Origin of the sequence: Pseudomonas fildesensis (assembly GCF_001050345.1) — a bacterium.
GTDB classification, from domain to species: Bacteria; Pseudomonadota; Gammaproteobacteria; order Pseudomonadales; family Pseudomonadaceae; genus Aquipseudomonas; species Aquipseudomonas fildesensis.
The window spans coordinates 30,200-47,130 of the sequence record NZ_LFMW01000007.1 but is presented as its reverse complement, the minus strand read 5'-3'; the positions used below and the strand labels follow the sequence as shown (position 1 = coordinate 47,130).

General features: G+C 59.9%; 13 protein-coding genes. 5 read left to right on the top strand and 8 right to left on the bottom strand.

Annotated elements, in window-relative coordinates:
• Window position 1: 1 nt before the first annotated feature.
• The 8 genes from ACR52_RS10655 to yaaA all read right to left on the bottom strand — a co-directional run bounded on the left by ACR52_RS10655 (window position 2) and on the right by yaaA (window position 11,725).
• On the bottom strand, window positions 2–1,450 hold the full coding sequence (locus tag ACR52_RS10655) for an alginate O-acetyltransferase (RefSeq protein ID WP_048724912.1): 1,449 nt from the start codon (window positions 1,448–1,450) through the stop codon (window positions 2–4).
• An 11-nt stretch (window positions 1,451–1,461) separates the two neighbouring features.
• Window positions 1,462–3,036: a mannuronan 5-epimerase AlgG gene (gene algG / locus ACR52_RS10650; protein ID WP_408003335.1), complete on the bottom strand. Its 1,575-nt coding sequence runs from the start codon at window positions 3,034–3,036 to the stop codon at window positions 1,462–1,464.
• 14 nt (window positions 3,037–3,050) lie between these two features.
• On the bottom strand, window positions 3,051–4,538 hold the full coding sequence (locus tag ACR52_RS10645) for an alginate export family protein (protein ID WP_048723792.1): 1,488 nt from the start codon (window positions 4,536–4,538) through the stop codon (window positions 3,051–3,053).
• Window positions 4,535–5,926 carry an alginate biosynthesis TPR repeat lipoprotein AlgK gene (gene algK / locus ACR52_RS10640; RefSeq protein WP_048723790.1) on the bottom strand — a complete coding sequence of 464 codons (1,392 nt, stop codon included), beginning with the start codon at window positions 5,924–5,926 and terminating at the stop codon, window positions 4,535–4,537. Before algK ends, ACR52_RS10645 begins: the two co-directional genes overlap by 4 nt.
• A gap of 2 nt (window positions 5,927–5,928) precedes the next feature.
• Window positions 5,929–7,095, bottom strand: coding sequence for an alginate biosynthesis protein Alg44 (locus ACR52_RS10635; protein ID WP_048723788.1), 1,167 nt, complete (start codon window positions 7,093–7,095; stop codon window positions 5,929–5,931).
• Window positions 7,096–7,133: 38 nt separating this feature from the next.
• A complete protein-coding gene (gene alg8 / locus ACR52_RS10630) occupies window positions 7,134–8,615 on the bottom strand; it encodes a mannuronan synthase (protein ID WP_161799293.1) in 1,482 nt (493 codons plus the stop codon).
• Between the two features lie 83 nt (window positions 8,616–8,698).
• Window positions 8,699–10,015 carry a nucleotide sugar dehydrogenase gene (locus ACR52_RS10625; protein ID WP_048724910.1) on the bottom strand — a complete coding sequence of 439 codons (1,317 nt, stop codon included), beginning with the start codon at window positions 10,013–10,015 and terminating at the stop codon, window positions 8,699–8,701.
• A 930-nt stretch (window positions 10,016–10,945) separates the two neighbouring features.
• On the bottom strand, window positions 10,946–11,725 hold the full coding sequence (yaaA, locus tag ACR52_RS10620) for a peroxide stress protein YaaA (RefSeq protein WP_048723784.1): 780 nt from the start codon (window positions 11,723–11,725) through the stop codon (window positions 10,946–10,948).
• Window positions 11,726–12,705: 980 nt separating this feature from the next.
• Here yaaA and ACR52_RS10615 point away from each other — a divergent pair.
• The 5 genes from ACR52_RS10615 to moaE all read left to right on the top strand — a co-directional run bounded on the left by ACR52_RS10615 (window position 12,706) and on the right by moaE (window position 16,885).
• A complete protein-coding gene (locus ACR52_RS10615) occupies window positions 12,706–13,830 on the top strand; it encodes a polysaccharide deacetylase family protein (protein ID WP_048723782.1) in 1,125 nt (374 codons plus the stop codon).
• Window positions 13,831–14,178: 348 nt separating this feature from the next.
• Entirely contained in the window at window positions 14,179–15,573 is a 1,395-nt protein-coding gene (locus ACR52_RS10610; protein ID WP_048723779.1) for a PhoH family protein, read from the top strand.
• A gap of 147 nt (window positions 15,574–15,720) precedes the next feature.
• A complete protein-coding gene (gene moaC / locus ACR52_RS10605; protein ID WP_048723778.1) occupies window positions 15,721–16,194 on the top strand; it encodes a cyclic pyranopterin monophosphate synthase MoaC in 474 nt (157 codons plus the stop codon).
• Window positions 16,191–16,433 carry a molybdopterin converting factor subunit 1 gene (gene moaD / locus ACR52_RS10600; RefSeq protein WP_048723776.1) on the top strand — a complete coding sequence of 81 codons (243 nt, stop codon included), beginning with the start codon at window positions 16,191–16,193 and terminating at the stop codon, window positions 16,431–16,433. The genes moaC and moaD overlap by 4 nt, the downstream gene beginning before the upstream one ends.
• A 2-nt stretch (window positions 16,434–16,435) precedes the next feature.
• Window positions 16,436–16,885, top strand: coding sequence for a molybdopterin synthase catalytic subunit MoaE (moaE, locus tag ACR52_RS10595; protein WP_048723775.1), 450 nt, complete (start codon window positions 16,436–16,438; stop codon window positions 16,883–16,885).
• Window positions 16,886–16,931 lie beyond the last annotated feature (46 nt).

Below are 16,931 nucleotides of genomic sequence, written 5' to 3'. Positions count from 1 at the left end.
CTCATTGCCCTGTCGAGGCAGTCTGTTGACCACCCGCCGGGAATACGTTGCGTGTGCAAATTTTCGCTTCGACTTTCTGCGCGGCAGCGCCCGCTTCAGGGCCCTGCACTTCCACGGCCAGCAAGTTCTGCGAGGCCCAGTCTTCATCGGTGCGCAGTTCAAAGGCGAAACGCCCGTCTGTATCGGATGTTTCGGGTTTATCGATCTTGATGTCCTCGTGGCGCCCGTTCATGTACCAGAGGGTGGCTTGCAAGGTTTTCACCGACGGATCGGCGAAGCGGATATCAACCTGATGGTTGGCGTTGCGCAGGTCTTTGTTCGAACTGTTGACCATCAATTCGTTCTTGCCGGGTTTGAGAGTGGTGCTGGCGGTCATCTGTGCGGTCTTGCCTTCACAGCCGTTGTCCAGCAGCGACATCATCTGCCGGTAGATGGTCTCTTGGTCCAGGCGGTACAGCGGCGAGAACTCCCAGATCAAAATCTTTGGCGGGGTCTTCTGGAATTCTTCGCTGCCCAGGTACTGGATCATCGAGCCTTCCAGGCCACCGCCAGGGAAGGCGACGTTAAGGATGTCGGCACCGATTTCCTGCTCGAGGAAGCCGGCAAAGTTGTAGTTCTTGCCGCTGTGGCTGGTGCCGACCAGGGTAATCTGCGGGTTGCCCGAATCACTGAACAAATCGCCGTCGCCCGCTTCGCCCTTGGGCTCGGTGGTGAACTGGTCCATGTACTGGATCGCGTAGCTGGTGCCGCACAATTGCCCGGCCATGTTGTGCAGGGTGCCGGTCTTGCCCATGCGCCCGGACAGTTTGGTCTCGAATTCACGCTTGGGGATGTCGGCGAATTCAGGCATCGCACGCACTTTGGCGCCGACGATTTTCGCGGTGCGCTGGGCGCCGTATGGGGTCCAGTGCTGGTCGCCACGGAAGTAGAAATCGTGGGCGGGCAATTCGTCCGGTAGCTGCTCATTGGTCAACGGCGACAGGTCCGGCACCACATAACCCATCTTGGCGAAACGGCCGAGCATGGTCTTGTAGTTACCCAGGGCCTTGTCGAAATCGAACTTGGCTTTCTCCTCGGGATTGAGCTTGTTGCGGTTCACCAGGCCACGGGTCGGCTGGTAGACCACCACCAGTTCCACGCCCTTGGCCTTGAACGCATCGTGCAGCTGTTGCATGCGCTTGTAGCCGGCGGGGGAGGTGTCGAATTCGGTGCGCAGGTCTTCCTGGGTACGGAACAGCCAGTCGCCCTGGGCTTGCACCAGGGTGGTGAAGTTCTGCTGGTAGCGTGTGGTGTAGTTCTTCGCGTCATGGGCGGCCGGGCACAGGCTGCAGCACGGTTCGGCGCTGAAGGTCGGTGGCTTTACTTCGTCGGCGCGTACGCCCTGGCTGGCCGCGAGCAGGCCGAGGGTCAGACCCGAGAGGCTCAGCAGTTTGATCATGTGTGGGTGCATAAGGGTCATCCTCAGTCCTGCATTTCGGTCTGGCGTTCGACAGGGTCGATCAGCACGGCTTTCTGCTGGCGTACCAGCAGGTCGAGAATTTCTTCCTGGCGGTCGCCCAGGATGCCGTTGAAGCTGATACCGCTGGATTTGGTCGGCGCCAGCATCGACACGCGGTACAGCTCGACACTCAACGGCGAGTCGATGGACAGCGGCCCGCTGCCGTTTCCGGCCAGCTCGCCACCTACAACGATCAGCGAGACCTTGGCGTCGAACGGGTCGAGGGCGATGTCGCGGTCGGTGTCGGTCAAATCCTTGATGTGGCCGTAGACGCCGGTCAGGCCGTTGGCCATCGAGGTGTTTTCGTACAGGCGAATGTTCACGCTGTTACGAATCCGGATGCCGTGGCGACGGTTGGCGATCACTTTGTTGCCCCACAGCAGGTTGTCACCGCTCTCATAGAGGGTGATGCCGTCGGTGTGGTTGCGGTAGATCTCGTTGTCGGCGATCAGGTTGTTCACGCTGTTACGGTCGATCACCAGGCCCGAGAGCTTGTTGTCGTAGCTGCGGTTGTTGAAGATGAAGCTGTCGTTCACTTCCCGGGAAATGATGATGCCGTGCTTCTTCTTGGTGCCGTAGACGGTGTTGTCCGCGATGATCAGGCCGTGGGAACGGTCATGGGGGTCAATGCCGTAGACGATGTTGTCTTTGTAGGTATTGCCCTTGACCACAAAGCCTTCGGTCTCGTAGCAGTAGAAGCCGTACCACATGTCCGAGAACTCGGAATTGATGATCCAGCCAGTCGGCTCGGAGCGCTTGAGCACCTTGGCCATGTTCGGCGTGTACTGGGAAATACTCACCCCGTACGACTTACTGTTGGCGTAGCCGAAACTGGCCATCTTGGTGTTGGAGATGTAGGTCTCGGTACCGCCCCAGGCCAGCAGGAACGGACGGAATTCCTTGGGTGACTGGAAGGTCGCCGGGCCGTTGGCCTTTTCGCGCCAGCCAGTGATTTTGGTGTCACGCACAAACAGTTGGCCGTCGTTGATCAGGAACGAACCGGCTTCCTGGGACAGGCGCAGTTCTTGGGTCTGCTTGTCGATTTCCAGGATGCCTTTACGCCCGACCACAATCGGCAGCTTGGCCAGGAACACACCCGGCGAGGTTTCGCTCAGGTACTGCTTCGGCACTTTCTTCAGCAGGTCCTTGAGGTTCATGTAGCCGTCGTCGATAAAGATCGCCTGGGGAATGCCGTGCTGGCGCACCACCCATTCGGCCATCTTGTTGTCGCCGCCGATGAAGTCCTTCAGGGCGTCTTCCTGCATCATGCGGCGGATGCTGATTTTGCCGGGCTTGGTGCGTACGATCTTTTTTTCGATTGCTGCGCCGGTGTAGCCCGACAGGTCCGGCAGGGCGGGCTTGGGCAGTTCCAGCGGCGCGGTCGGCGGGCTGGAAATGGTGTAGGTCTTGGCCTGTTGCAGTTCTTTGGCGATGGTCGGCGCCTTGACCTGCTGCGCGGTATCGGCGAAGGCTGTGGCACTGGCCATCAGCATCGCGGTCACCAGCAAGCGTCTGCCGTTGAAGGGGTGAGCAATCATTGAGAGGGCTCCCATCAGAACTTCCAAATCACGTCGACAAAGGCGCGATGCATATACGAGTCAACCTGGCTGCCATAGGCATCGCCTGGCTTGAACACGCCGGCACGGAAGCGCACCAGGGCCGACGGTTCGTCGATCGACTGGCTGAGCGCGGCCGGCAGCAGGCCTTTCTTGAAGTACTTGGTGACCACCAGGTCCATCTCCTGGCCCAGGTCCTTCTTGCCATCTTCAAGGGGCAGGGAGGTGCTGGACAGGATCGCGCCGGTCACGTCATCGGTGTTGTTCTGCACGGCATCGATGCCGTTGCTGCCCACTGGCTTGTTGCCGTCGACACGCCAGAACTTGTGGTACACGAGGCTTGCGTCGTAGTCCTCGCGCAGTTGCCAGGAACCGAACAGGCTCATGGACTGCATGTTGTTCATCTCGCCGCGAAACGCTTCGCCGAAGCGGTGCACGCGGGACTGGGTGCCGGTCCAGTTCGAACGGTTGCTTTGCAGGCCGTTCTGTTCGTATTCGGCGCTGGCGCGGGAGTACGCCGCACCCACCTGCCACTGCGGGTCGAGGCGCAGGCGCACACCGATGTCGGTGGCCCAGCCATTCACGTCATCGCTGCTCTTGGCATTGGTGGGGCGAGTGCCGTCGGCGTTCAAGGCGTTGACCGTGTTGCGGTCGCCCTGCATGCCGGTGAGGCTTGCCCAGTAGTTGACGGTGTTGGTGTTGCGCCAGTTGTAGGCGTCGCTGCTGGCTTCGATGCCGAGCCAGGTCAGGTCGCCGTTCTCGCGTTTGTCCAACGGGTCGCTGGCCACACCCGGCTCGGCGTAGTCGAGCTTGCCGTCGTCATGGGTGTGGTGGGCGCGCAGGCCGATCCACTGCCCCGGCGTCCACTGGTAGGCGGCGTCGGCGTAGAGGTGCTGACGGTCCTTGTCCTTGGGCGACAGTTCCTTGAGGTCGGTGCGGTATTCGCTGAAGCGTTCAGCGACGCCGACATTGGCTTTGAGCAACGTGGTGTCGAAGGTCCAGTTCAGCGCTTCGATGTTGGTGTCGCGCCATTGGCCGTCGTCATTGCGCAGGCGCTGGCGGCCGAGCTTGAGGATCTCGCCGGGGTACGGCGTGAAGCCGCCGTAGCCGACCCAGAACTCGCGCAGGGCCAGGTAGTTTTTCTTGGTCTTGCGGTCGTCGCTGCTCGATTGCTCGTTGGTGTCATCGGAGGACTGTTGCAGGGTGTCCGTCTCGATGATGTCGCTCGAGGCAACTGCCTGGCCCATGGCGTAGGCGCTCCAGTTGCCGCTTTCGCCGTAGATCCAAGGGCGCAGGTCGAGACCGATGCCGTTGACGTCGCCGCCTTTCTGGGTGCCCAGGTCGCGGTCATCTTCGGACTGGCCGGTGATTTTCACGTCCAGGCCAAAGTTCTTGGTTTCAGTCAGCGCGGCCAGGGTCGGGCACGACCACAGCAGGGCGAAGGTCAGGCCAATACCGCCCTGCACGAATGGATTGAGCTTCATAGGGATTCCTCGCCGTCTTCTTCTTCCAGGGCATGCAGTTGCAGCGTGCTTTGGGCCAGGGTGCCGCGAGTGGCCAGTTCCTGTTGCACCAGGCGTTGGCCTTCGGCGCGTTGTTCTGGCGTCAGCGGGGCTTCGAGCTGCGTGGCCAAGTCGATGGCCTCTGGCGTTTCCTGGGCTTTAGCCAACTGGCTGAAGACATAGGCGTTCAATGGGTCGGGCTTGGTGCCCTTGCCTTGGGAAAACAGTTGAGCGATGGCGAAGTCGGCGCTGTTCTGGCCGTTGCGCGCTGCGGTCAGCAAGTGGTCCAGGGCTTTTTGTGAGTAGACCTGGCCGAGGTAGCCACGGCGGTAGATCTGGCCGAGGTAGTAATCGGCAGCCACTTCACGGCCCACGGCTTTTTGGAAGTGGGCCTCGGCTGCCTTGGCGTCCGCCGGCACCCATTTGCCTTCGTAGTAGAGCTTGCCCAGCAACAGCTCGGCGCGCGGCTGGTCGGCGGCGCGGCCGTTGTCGAGGTACTTCATCATCTGATCGACGTCACCCAGTTCGGGGAAGTCGTAGAGCAGTTGCGCCAGGCTGACCCAGGAAGCGGGGTAGCCCGGGGCGATTTTTTCCAGCAGGGCCTGGGCGGTTTTTTCGTCGGTCTTGCCGAGGGAGGCATCACCGAGCACGCGGGCTACGCTGTCGACGCGCTGGGCGGTGACGGTGCCATGGCTGTAGCCTGCTTCCATCTGCTTGATCAGTTCGGCCTGTTGCTCTGGCTGCGCTTTTTTCTGGTAGACCGTTGCCAGTTCGACGTAGCAGATATCGGTGCTGTTCAGCGCGGCCTTGCAGATGCGCTCGACATCATCCAAGTGCTGGTCGTAGGTGTCCTGGGTGCGATAGAGCAGCACCTGGGCCAGGCCGGCTTCCGGGTAACCCGCAGCCTGCCACTTGCTGATCTGCTGCTGGGCGTTGACGTTCGGGAAGCTGTGGGGATATTGCAGGTACAACATCGCCAGCGGGATCAGGGTGTTGCCTTCGCCATTGGCAAAGGCTTTTTTCAGCAGGCCTTCGGCTTCATGGTGTTCGGCTTCGGTGGAGCCAGGCTTGGCCACCAGCAGGCGACCCAGGCGAGCCTGGGCGCGCGGCGAAATATCCGCCGCTGCTCGGTAAGTGGCCTCGGCCTGTTTGATTTGCGCCGGATCGCGGGTGCCTACCTGGATATCGGCCAGGCCCACCTGGGCCTCGCTGTAACCCAGGTCTGCCAGTTGCTGGTAATTCTGCTGAGCAGTGACGGTGTCGCCACGCTTGAGGGCTTCATTGGCCAGGCGTTGGTCGGGCAGGCCGGCGCAACCGGCGAGGGCGATGGCCAGCGCCAGGGGCACCGGCAGGTTTCGAAGGGCGCTCATGATTAAAGACCCGCAGCCATGGCTTTATCGATCAGCCAGTTCAGGGACGGGCCACGGTCGCTGGTGACTTCCACCGGGCGACCGGCGTAGGCGCTGTCCAGCGGTGCGTCGGGCTTGATCTGCACGCGGATGTCGGAGGACAGGTCGGCGCTGTTCAGGCTGGTGCTGCTGACGATGGTGCCGGTGCGCAGCTGTTCTTCGTCGGCCACCTGGAAGCTCACCGGGGTACCTGGGCGCACGTCGCCGAACTGGCGATAGCTGAAGCGGGCTTCCACGTTGGCCTGGGCACCGCGTGGCACCAGTTGGAAGATCACGTCGCCTTTGCTGGCGTACTGACCGTCGGCGACCATTTGCTGGGCGACGATGCAATCGCAAGGCGAAGTCAGTGTGCCGGTCATTTGCTTGCCAAACAGTTCTTCAACCTTGGCCGGTTGCAGCTGGTCTTCGTCCAGGTGGCCCTTGAGCACGTCGAGCATGCTGGTGCTGAAGGTCGCGAGTGGCGCGCCTTTGGCGGCGACCGCGTCACCTTTGAGCAGGCTTTGCACGGTGCCGTCGCGTGGCATGGTCACGTTCATGCCGGGCACGCTGACCAGGCCAGCCTGGGCGTGGCTGACGAAGTACATGCCGTACACCGATTTGAAGACGAAACCGAAGGCTGCCAGGCCGACCAGGAAGATCGCCAGGCTGAACGTCACGGCGCGCAGGCGGCCGAAAGCGCTCATGTTGCTGCCGCCGTCCTTGACCTTGCGCGCCTTGGTGAAGTTGTCACGTTGCAGGGTCGCGAGTACGTCGCCCATGGTCACGATGTCACCCGACAGGTGCGAAGTGATCAGGTGGCGCAGGGTGGAGATGTCCTGGGCGTCGAGGTTCTGGAACTGGCAACCGGTACGGCCGCTCTGACGGTCGTAGGAGCGAATCTGCAGCTCCACGTCCATCGCCAGGCCAAGGTTATCGATGACGAACTGCAGGCGACCCTTGTGCACTTCGCCCACTGTCAGTGGCTGGGTCGCGGTGAACGCCAGGCCGCCGGCGGACAGGTCGATCACCCGTGCTTCGGTCTGGGTGCGGTCTGTGTTGAAGAAGCGCAGCTTGGCCGGGATTTTGACCCGGGCGTGTTGGCGCTGGGCTTCGGATTCGTGGACAACGTTGGCGTTTACTTGGCTGTTCATCAGGGCAATTTCCTATAGTTAATTCAGGCTTGGCAGGGTCAGACCATCATCAGCAACACGGCGACGAAAATGCTGCCGGCGGAGAAGGTCATGGTCCGAGACGACCAGGTGTTGAACCAACGTTGAAAGCTGGCCAAATCGCGGGTCAGTTTGGTGTCCTGGCGGGTCCAGGACTGTTGATCAAGGCGGAAGAACACGTAGATCTTCACCAGCGCGCCCATGATCTGGTTGTAATACAGAATCACCGGGTAGGCCGGGCCGATCCGGTGGCCGGAGCACGACAGCAGCAGGGTCAGGATCAGGCGGGTGATGCCGATCCACAGCAGGTACGCGAGGATGAAGGCGCCGCCGTACTTGAAGGTGGCGATGATGGCCACGGTCAGGCCGAGCAAGGAGGTCCACATCGACACGCGCTGGTCGAACAGCACCACGCTGGTGAACAGGCCCAACCGGCGCACGCCCAGGCCCAGTGCTCGGGAGTTCTGGCGCAGGTTGTTGCCGTACCAGCGGAACATCAGCTTGCGGCTGGCCTTGATAAAGCTCTTTTCCGGCGGGTGTTCCACGGTGTTGATCGCCGCATCCGGCACGTAGAAGGTGTCGTAGCCGAGGCGCATCAGGCTGAACCAGCTGGACTTGTCGTCACCGGTCAAAAACTTGAAGCGGCCCAGGCGCCAGTGTTGCAGCGAGTCGCTTTCCACATCGGCGATAAAGCCCGGGTCGGTGACCACGTTGGCACGGAACACCGACATACGCCCGGTCATGGTCAGCACGCGCTTGGACAGGGCCATGGAGCACATGTTGATGTGGCGCTGGGCGAAACGCAGTTTGTGCCATTCGCTCATGATGTAGCCGCCGCGCACTTCGCAGAACTCGTTGGTGGTCAGGCCGCCGACATTGTCGAACAGCTGGAACCACGGCACGGTCTTGCGAACCACGCCCTCGGCGAGCACGGTGTCGCCGTCGATCACGGCGACGACTGCGCGGTCATCCGGCAGGTGGCGGGAGATCGCGCGGAAACCGAAGGCCAGGCCATCGCGCTTGCCGGTACCGGCGATGCGCACGAAGTCGAGTTTCACATGCTCCGGCGGGTTCATGCGTTCCCACAGGCTCTTGACCAGCAGCTCGTCGGACATTTCCACCAGCGAGCACACGACGGTGGTGGGGAAGCCGCATTCGATCGCTTCGCGAATCACCGAGCTGTAGACCTGCGCGGTGGTCAGCGCATCGATGCGAAAGCTGGTGACCATCAGGAACACATGGGACGGGTCCGCTGCCTTGCCCAGCTTGCGCACTTTGCGCCGCAGGTGCGGGTAGACCACGTACAGGAACAGCATGCCGCGAAAGAAATGCGTAGCACCCATCGAGTAGCGCCAGATACCGACGGCGCCAATCAGGAAAATAAAATTCTTCGACTCGGAGTCGAACGTACTCGCCGGCAACAACGCGGCGAGTCCCATCAGCAGGCTCAGGAAGAACAGCCAGCCGGCGGATTGGAGGAGTACGTGTTTTAACTTGGACATAAGCGTCATCCGAAGGTGAAGAAGGCTTCAAGCTGCAAGCGCTGGGGATCAGGACACTTGCAGCTCGAAACTTGCCGTTGCTGTTACCAGCAAATGCCTTCGGTACGACCGCTCACGCTGGTGGCCTTGGACATGAAGCCCACCAGGTCGACCACTTGCTTGCCTTCCGGTGCGTTGTGCGCCAGGGCACGGAATTTCTCGTCACGGTTGCCGAGGATGATCACGTCGGAGTTGTTGATCACATCATCGAAGTCCGAGTTGAGCAGGGACGACACATGAGGGATCTTGCTTTCGATGTAGTCCTTGTTCGCACCGTGCACACGGGCGTACTCGACGTTGCTGTCGTAGATGCTCAGGTCGTAACCCTTGCCGATCAGCATTTCTGCCAGTTCCACCAGTGGGCTTTCGCGCAGGTCATCGGTACCGGCCTTGAAGCTCAGGCCCAGCAACGCGACTTTGCGCTTGTCGTGGCTTTCGACGATGTCGAAGGCGTTCTGCACCTGGGACTCGTTGCTGCGCATCAGCGAGTTGAGCAGCGGCGCTTCCACGTCCAGCGTGCTGGCGCGGTAGGTCAGGGCACGCACGTCTTTTGGCAGGCACGAGCCGCCGAACGCGAAGCCTGGGCGCATGTAGTACTGGGACAGATTGAGGGTCTTGTCCTGGCACACCACTTCCATCACTTCGCGACCATCGACGCCGACCGCCTTGGCGATGTTGCCGATCTCGTTGGCGAAGGTCACCTTGGTGGCGTGCCACACGTTGCAGGTGTACTTGATCATTTCGGCGACAGCGATGTCCTTGCGGATGATCGGGGCGTCGAGTTCTTCGTACAGCGACTGCAGGACATCGCCGGAGGCTGTGTCGAATTCGCCGATGACGGTCATCGGTGGCAGGTCGTAGTCGGCGATGGCGGTGGATTCACGCAGGAATTCCGGGTTGACCGCGACGCCGAAGTCGACGCCGGCTTTCTTGCCGGAGCAGTCTTCGAGGATCGGGATCACCACGTTGGCGACAGTGCCTGGCAATACGGTGCTGCGCACCACGATGGTGTGGCGGGTGGCCTTGTCACGCAGGACAAAACCGATCTCGCGGCACACCGCTTCGATGTAGTTGAGTTCCAAGTCGCCGTTCTTCTTGCTCGGCGTGCCGACGCAAATCATCGACAGGTCGGTGTCACGAATCGCTTCGGCGAAGTTGGTCGTGCCGCGCAGCCGGCCGGTCTCAATACCCTGGCTCAACAGTTCGCCCAGACCCGGTTCAACAATCGGCGATTTGCCAGCGTTGATCAGGTCGATCTTTTCCTTGGAGATGTCTACGCCGACCACTTCATGGCCACGAGCAGACAGGCAACCGGCGCAGACTGCGCCAACGTAACCCAAACCAAATATGCTGATGCGCATCGCATTTACCTCTTTGTCATTGAAGACGGTGTTAATCATGCCAATAGATGGCCGGAGTTCATGTTTGCAAGCGTCACTGATGCCGCGAAAGTTAGGCGAATAGACGCCGACTTGCCGCGTGCAGGCATGTTGAATAACGAGTGACTAACGATTGCACTCAAGTTGTGCGCAACGTGGCCTTATTATTGGGGCCTGCCCTGAAATGCAGCCAGCCTTCTTGGGAGAAGGGCTTGGCGCCAGTGCCGCAGGGCCTTGATAGAGGCAATAAGCCTTTAAATATCAATACCTTGGGTTGTCTCACTGACCAATTAGGGTAAGCACAGCCTTGGCCTTATAGTGTGTGGCAATTCATCCTTGTCGCCGCTCTTAACTAGTGGGTTGGTAATGTGACCTCTGAGTCAAAGTTAATTGTGACAACTTCGCTACTTCCGTTGGTCGCCATGTAAGTCATCTCTTACGTAAACAGAGAATTCCGTTACCGGTGGTATGAGCAGTGCTTTAGGACGAAGTTCCTGGCCGCTCATCCTGTTTCCGGAAATTTCTTGAAATATCAGAAAAGATGGCACTGGTACTACAGTGATAGCACTTGCTATTTGGGCCAGTAGTTATAGGGAGTTGGCGCGATAAGATAGTTTTGTGCCACTAGTGCTTTAAAAAAGTGGTGCCACTACGAAAAAAAATGATGAATGTCGAGTGAAATAATTGTTAGGGATACGTCATGATATTTTTTGACGCCAAACAATTGACGAGTCTTGATGTGAAATGCAGGAAAAAATGTGGGAGGGGCGGTGCGACGATTCGACTTGCTCCCGATAGCGGTGTGTCAGTCATTTATAAATCGACTGAACCACCGCCATCGGGAGCAAGTCGAATCGTCGCACCGCCCCTCCCACATTTGGATTTCATTGTCTGAAAGAGGCTGGTACGGCCTTATTCCGGTGCGTGATCGCGCAGAAACACCAGGTTGTCCGGTTTGGACTGCTCTGCATTGAAGCGATAACCCTGCACATCAAACTGCTTGAGCTTGGCGGGGTCGTTGATGCGCTCTTCAATCACAAAGCGGCTCATCATGCCCCGGGCCTTCTTGGCGTAGAAGCTGATGATCTTGTACTGGCCGTTTTTCAGGTCTTTGAACTCGGTGTTGATGATCCGCGCCTTCAGGGCCGTGCGCTTGACCGCCGAGAAGTATTCGTTGGACGCCAAATTGAGCAGCAGGTCGTCGCCTTGTTCGGCCAAAGCCTCATTAAGCCACTCGCTGATACGGGTGCCCCAGAAGGCGTACAGGTCCTTGCCACGGGCGTTGGCCAGTTTGGTGCCCATCTCCAGGCGGTACGGCATCATCAGGTCCAGGGGGCGCAGCAGGCCGTACAGGCCCGAGAGCATGCGCAGGTGGTCCTGGGCGTAGCTGAAGTCGGCGTCGCTGAAGGTCTCGGCATTCAGGCCGGTGTAGACGTCGCCCTTGAATGCCAGCAACGCCTGCTTGGCGTTGGCCGGGGTGAACGCCGGGGTCCAACTGCCGAAACGGGCGGCGTTGAGGCCGCCGATCTTGTCGGACACGTGCATCAATTCGCTGATTTGCGCCGGGCTCAGGTCGCGCAGTTGCTCTATCAGCTCTTGGGAGTGGTCGAGGTAGTGCGGCTGGGTGAAGCGCGGGGTTGCCGGCTTGGACTCGAAGTCGAGGGTTTTGGCGGGGGAAATCACCATCAGCATGAAGTTGGCTCCTGTAATCGTGGGGGGATTGTAGGGGGGCTGGGGGTTTGACTCCACCTATGATGGTGATAGGCGTCTGTGGTTTTTGTGTGCATATCCGTTGTTTGGATAACGGCGACTTATGGTTCCGCTCTTACAGCGGGTCACTTTTGGAAAGACCCAAAAGTAACCAAAAGGTCTTCGCCCCACCACTCGGCACCTCGCCTAGGCTCGGTGTGCCCGCACGCAGATTTGAATCCGTGGGTCGCCGCCACGCGCCATCCATGGCGCGGGGCGGCTAACCCGGCGTCCTGCCGGGTTACCCACGGATTCAAACCTGCGTGCGGCCAGCGTGGTTAACGGGGCGCCTAAGATGAAGAACAGATCAAAAGCAGAGCACGGCGGCCTAGTAGCCGACCTGAGTGGTAGAAGCAAAGGCTAGATCAACAGCGGTGTGCTTTTGATGATCGTTCCCACGCTCCGCGTGGGAATGCATCCCGTGACGCTCCGCGTCGCCTAGCGCAAGGCTTGAGATAGGCGCCGATATCTGGACGCGGAGCGTCCGGGCGGCATTCCCACGCAGAGCGTGGGAACGATCATCGACTACCAGGCCGCCGTGCTCTGCTTTTGATCTGCTGTTGATCTTGATCTTAGGCGCCCCGTTAAACCACGCTGGCCGAACGCAGGTATTACGGAGCGGGTAAACCGGCAGGACGCCGGTTTAGCCGCGACGGGGCAGGGACGCCCCGTCGCGGCGGCCCGCTTCGTAATGCCGGAGTGAGGGCACACCGAGCCTAGGCGAGGTGCCGAGTGGTGGGGCAAGAGCCCTTTTGATTACTTTTGGCTGGGCCGGCATTCCGGGCTCTTTTCCAAAAGTGACCCGCCGTAAGGGCGGAACCCTAATCAGCCGTTACCGAATTAACGGATATACACACCTACCCCAAGAGCCCCCCCATGCGATCAGCTATAGTGCCGGTCGACTCTGGAAAGGAAGACCCGTTGTGCGAATTGCGCTTTTATTGTCGGCTTGCCTGCTGTGCCTGAGTGCCCAGGCGGCGCCGGTGGATGTGGCGAGCCTGGACCGTGGCACCTGGCCCGAAAAACTCAGCAGCCCTGCGCTGTTCGACGTGGCCTCGCGCGCGGAAATCCTGATGTTCGCCCACAGCCTCATCGCCAGCGAAGCTCAGGATGAAACGGCGCTCAAGCAGCGCCTCGGGTTGAAGATCATCAATTTGGCCGCCATCGACGACCTGCGCCGCCAGCTCTGGCAGCGCCTGCTGGAGAACTACACCTTCGCCCAGCAGAGCTGCGAGGAAGACGCCTCGTTCTGCTACCTGGTGGAGAGCATGGACGACCTGCGCGAGCAGGCGGGCAAGTTCGAGGTCAGTGAAAAATCCTTCTATATAGGCTGGGCCAGCCCGAGCCATGTGTTTCATGAACGCTACCTGGACGAGTTGTTGCGCAAGGCCGCGCTCTTTCCACAGATCACCAGCGAGATCGCGCGTTTCGGCGACCACGAGCGCAATGGCGACGAACTCAACGACCGGCTATTCCTGCTGACCTTCGACGGTGGCCCGGCACCGGTCAGCGGCAATACCGACTGGCTCACCGATTACCTGCGCAAGCAGAAAATGAACGCGACCTTCTTTGCCCTCGGCAGCAGCCTGCAAACCCGTGTGGAGCGCAGTTCCGCCAGCGATGTGCAGGCGCTGTACCAAGGCCAGTGCGTGGGCACCCAGGGTTGGCAGTACCGTTCCCATAGCCATTGGGTCGACTGGCAAAGCTCTATCACCCGCAGCGCCGCGCTGGCGCAGAATCTGATGCCGGAAAACTACGTGCCGCTGTTTCGCCCGCCGTATGGCCAGCGTCGAGCGGACAGTCAGGGGTTTTTCCAGTCCCAGGGGTTGCAGGTGGCGTTGTGGGATATCGATTCCCAGGACGAGCCGGGCAAACTCAAGGCTGACGAGTCGGCGCAACGGGTGCTCACGCTGATGCTGTTGTGGCGCAAAGGGGTGATTGTGTTTCACGACACCCAGGACAAGGCGCGGGTGGCATTGCCTCTTTTATTGCAGGCAACGGCGCAAAGCGGGCTGGGTTGGCAGGACTGCCGGGAGGCGTTTCGCTGAAAACAGTGAAGTGCCCGTTCCTGTTGGGGATGCGGCATTTTCGGGGTGATTTTGTGTGGCATTTCGAAGCAGGCGGACTTCCGACTTTAACGGGGTACCTGGCACTCGGCTAGTGCTATTCGTCATCCTGAAAAATAAACTTCAAAAAAGCGTCAAAGTGCTTTTTCCTGTCATGGGTTATGCGGTATTACGAAGTCAGATCGCCGAACCCTGCAACACAGGTGGCGTCTTCCAAGACTCCTCATGTGGGCACTGCGCTTGACGTCACTCAGGTGCAGTCGGTGGTCGAATCGAGGCGCAGCACTGTTGTGGTATTGCGTCGACTGGCTCCCACAAAGGTGACCGAGTATGGATGATCATGGACGTAACCCTTCTTCCGACCAGCCAATCCTTTATGTGCTTGATACCAACGTACTGATCCACGATCCAAACGCACTGCTTAACTTCGAAGAACACCACGTCGCTATCCCGATGATCGTGCTTGAGGAGCTCGACAAACTCAAAAGCGGGCACCACAGCGTGGCTGCCGAATGCCGCCAGGCCATTCGCCTGATCGACAAGACCCTGGGCGAAGCGTCACCCGAGGACGTTGAGGTCGGCGTGCCGATCCAGCGTGGCAAAAGCGGGCCCAAGGGCTTGCTGTCGATCCTGATGAACAAGCGCAGCGAGCCCAACAGCCTGTTGCCGGAAAACCTGAACGACAACAAAATCATCAACCAATTGATCGACCTGCATGCGCGCGACAAGGACCTGCGCCTGGTGCTCGTGACCAAAGACATCAATATGCGCCTCAAGGCACGAGCGTGTGGGATCGCTGCCGAGGACTACAGTACCGACCAACTGGTCGACGACGTGTCGATGCTGTCCCGTGGGTATCACACTGTGACAGGCTCGTTCTGGGACCTCGTCAGCAAAGTCGAAACCCGTCAGGACCACGGCCGCACCTGGCACCAGGTCCAGCTGATCGATAACCTGCCAGCCGTGCACATCAATGAATTCATCATCGACGAACAGGGTTTTGTGGGCTGGATCAAAGAGATCCAGGTCGACAAGCTGCTGATTCTCGACCTGCATCAGGAACCCCTGTTGCACCAGGAAGCCTGGGGCCTGAAACCGCGTGACATCTACCAAAGCCTGGCGCTGTACGCGCTGCTCGACCCGGACATCCACCTGGTCAACCTGACCGGCGCTGCAGGCTCGGGGAAAACCATCCTCGCCCTGGCTGCCGCCATCGAGCAGACCATGGTGACCAAGCGTTATCGCCGCATCATCGCCACCCGCAGCGTGCAGGGCCTGGACCAGGAAATCGGTTTCCTGCCCGGCACCGAAGCGGAAAAAATGGAGCCGTGGCTGGGGGCGATCACCGACAACCTCGAAGCCTTGCACATGGATGACGAAAACACCCATGGCAGCGTCGACTACATCCTCAGCAAAGTGCCGTTGCAGTTCAAATCCCTCAACTACATCCGGGGTCGCAGCTTCCAGCAAAGCCTGATTTTGATCGATGAATGCCAGAACCTCACGCCGCACCAGATGAAAACCATCATCACCCGTGCCGGCGCCGGTTCCAAAGTGGTGTGCCTGGGCAACCTGGCACAGATCGACACCCCTTACCTGTCCGCGACCAGCTCCGGGCTGACTTACCTGACGGAACGCTTCAAAGACTTCCCGAACGGCGTGCATATCGCGCTGCAAGGGGTACCTCGTTCGATTCTGGCCGAATACGCAGAATCTCACCTGTAAACGCGGTCATTGTGGGAGGGGGCTTGCTCCCGATGGCGGTTTGTCAGTCAACAAACATGTTGAATGTACCGCTATCGGGAGCAAGCCTCCTCCCACATTTGTTATGCGTTGGGTTTACAATCGCTGCTCCTGATCAGGAGTATCCCTGTGCTGACTCATCTCGATTCCCAAGGTCGCGCCCATATGGTCGACGTCACTGACAAGTCCGTGACGTTCCGTGAAGCGGTGGCCGAGGCGCGGGTGCGCATGTTGCCCGACACCTTGAAAATGATTGTCGACGGCGCCCACCCCAAGGGCGACGTGTTTGCCGTGGCCCGCATCGCCGGTATCCAGGCCGCGAAAAAAACCAGTGATTTGATCCCCCTGTGCCATCCGTTGATGTTGACGGGCGTCAAGGTCGAGCTCAGCGCCGAGGGTGCAGACTCTGTGCACATCGTGGCGCGCTGCAAACTCTCCGGCCAGACTGGCGTGGAGATGGAAGCGCTGACAGCTGCCAGTGTCGCTGCGCTGACGATCTACGACATGTGCAAGGCCGTGGACCGTGGCATGACCATCGAAAGTATTCGCCTGCTGGAAAAGCTCGGCGGGAAGAGTGGACATTTCAAGGCGGATGAACAATGAGCATCACTGTGCTGTTTTTTGCGCGTTATCGTGAAGCCGTGGACCTGGACTCGCTGGAGGTTGAAGGCGAATTCGCCACGGTCGAGGCTGTGCGACAGGCATTGGCGGGCGACCCCGGCTTTGACGTGCTGAATGAAAAGGGCCTGATGTGCGCCCGTAACGAAGCGCTGTGCTCGCTGGACGAGCCGCTCGTCGACGGCGATGAAGTCGCGTTTTTTCCGCCAGTGACCGGAGGCTGAGCATGGCCATTCGTGTGCAGGTTCAGGCCTTTGATCCCGGCGCCGAAGTCAACGCCATGCACGCGTCCAATGTCGGTGTGGGCGCGGTGGTGAGTTTTGTCGGCTATGTACGGGACTTCAATGAAGGCCGTGAAGTAGCGGGGATGTTCCTTGAGCACTATCCGGGCATGACTGAAAAGGCCCTGGCCAAGATCACTTTGGAGGCCGAGCAACGCTGGCCGCTGCTCAAGCTGGAAGTACTGCACCGTATCGGCGCCCTGGAACCGGGCGAGCCGATCGTGTTTGTCGCTGCGGCCAGCGCCCATCGCCAGGCAGCGTTTGATGCCTGCGCGTTTGTGATGGACTACCTGAAGACCCGGGCGCCGTTCTGGAAGAAAGAAAACACCCCCGAAGGCTCACGCTGGGTGGAAGGGCGCGATAGCGATCACGCGGCCGCCGACCGCTGGAAATAACCACCCTGTGGCGAGGGAGCTTGCTCCCGTTGGGCTGCGCAGCGGC

What these genes read in the sequence shown, in the direction of transcription:
- algG (WP_408003335.1), bottom strand. Translation starts at nt 3,036, where the DNA reads ATGATTGCTCACCCCTTCAACGGCAGACGCTTGCTGGTGACCGCGATG.
- yaaA (WP_048723784.1), bottom strand. Translation starts at nt 11,725, where the DNA reads ATGCTGATGGTGATTTCCCCCGCCAAAACCCTCGACTTCGAGTCCAAG.
- ACR52_RS10635 (WP_048723788.1), bottom strand. Translation starts at nt 7,095, where the DNA reads ATGAACAGCCAAGTAAACGCCAACGTTGTCCACGAATCCGAAGCCCAG.
- ACR52_RS10645 (WP_048723792.1), bottom strand. Translation starts at nt 4,538, where the DNA reads ATGAAGCTCAATCCATTCGTGCAGGGCGGTATTGGCCTGACCTTCGCC.
- ACR52_RS10655 (WP_048724912.1), bottom strand. Translation starts at nt 1,450, where the DNA reads ATGCACCCACACATGATCAAACTGCTGAGCCTCTCGGGTCTGACCCTC.
- algK (WP_048723790.1), bottom strand. Translation starts at nt 5,926, where the DNA reads ATGAGCGCCCTTCGAAACCTGCCGGTGCCCCTGGCGCTGGCCATCGCC.
- alg8 (WP_161799293.1), bottom strand. Translation starts at nt 8,615, where the DNA reads ATGTCCAAGTTAAAACACGTACTCCTCCAATCCGCCGGCTGGCTGTTC.
- moaE (WP_048723775.1), top strand. Translation starts at nt 16,436, where the DNA reads ATGGCCATTCGTGTGCAGGTTCAGGCCTTTGATCCCGGCGCCGAAGTC.
- ACR52_RS10625 (WP_048724910.1), bottom strand. Translation starts at nt 10,015, where the DNA reads ATGCGCATCAGCATATTTGGTTTGGGTTACGTTGGCGCAGTCTGCGCC.
- moaD (WP_048723776.1), top strand. Translation starts at nt 16,191, where the DNA reads ATGAGCATCACTGTGCTGTTTTTTGCGCGTTATCGTGAAGCCGTGGAC.
- ACR52_RS10610 (WP_048723779.1), top strand. Translation starts at nt 14,179, where the DNA reads ATGGATGATCATGGACGTAACCCTTCTTCCGACCAGCCAATCCTTTAT.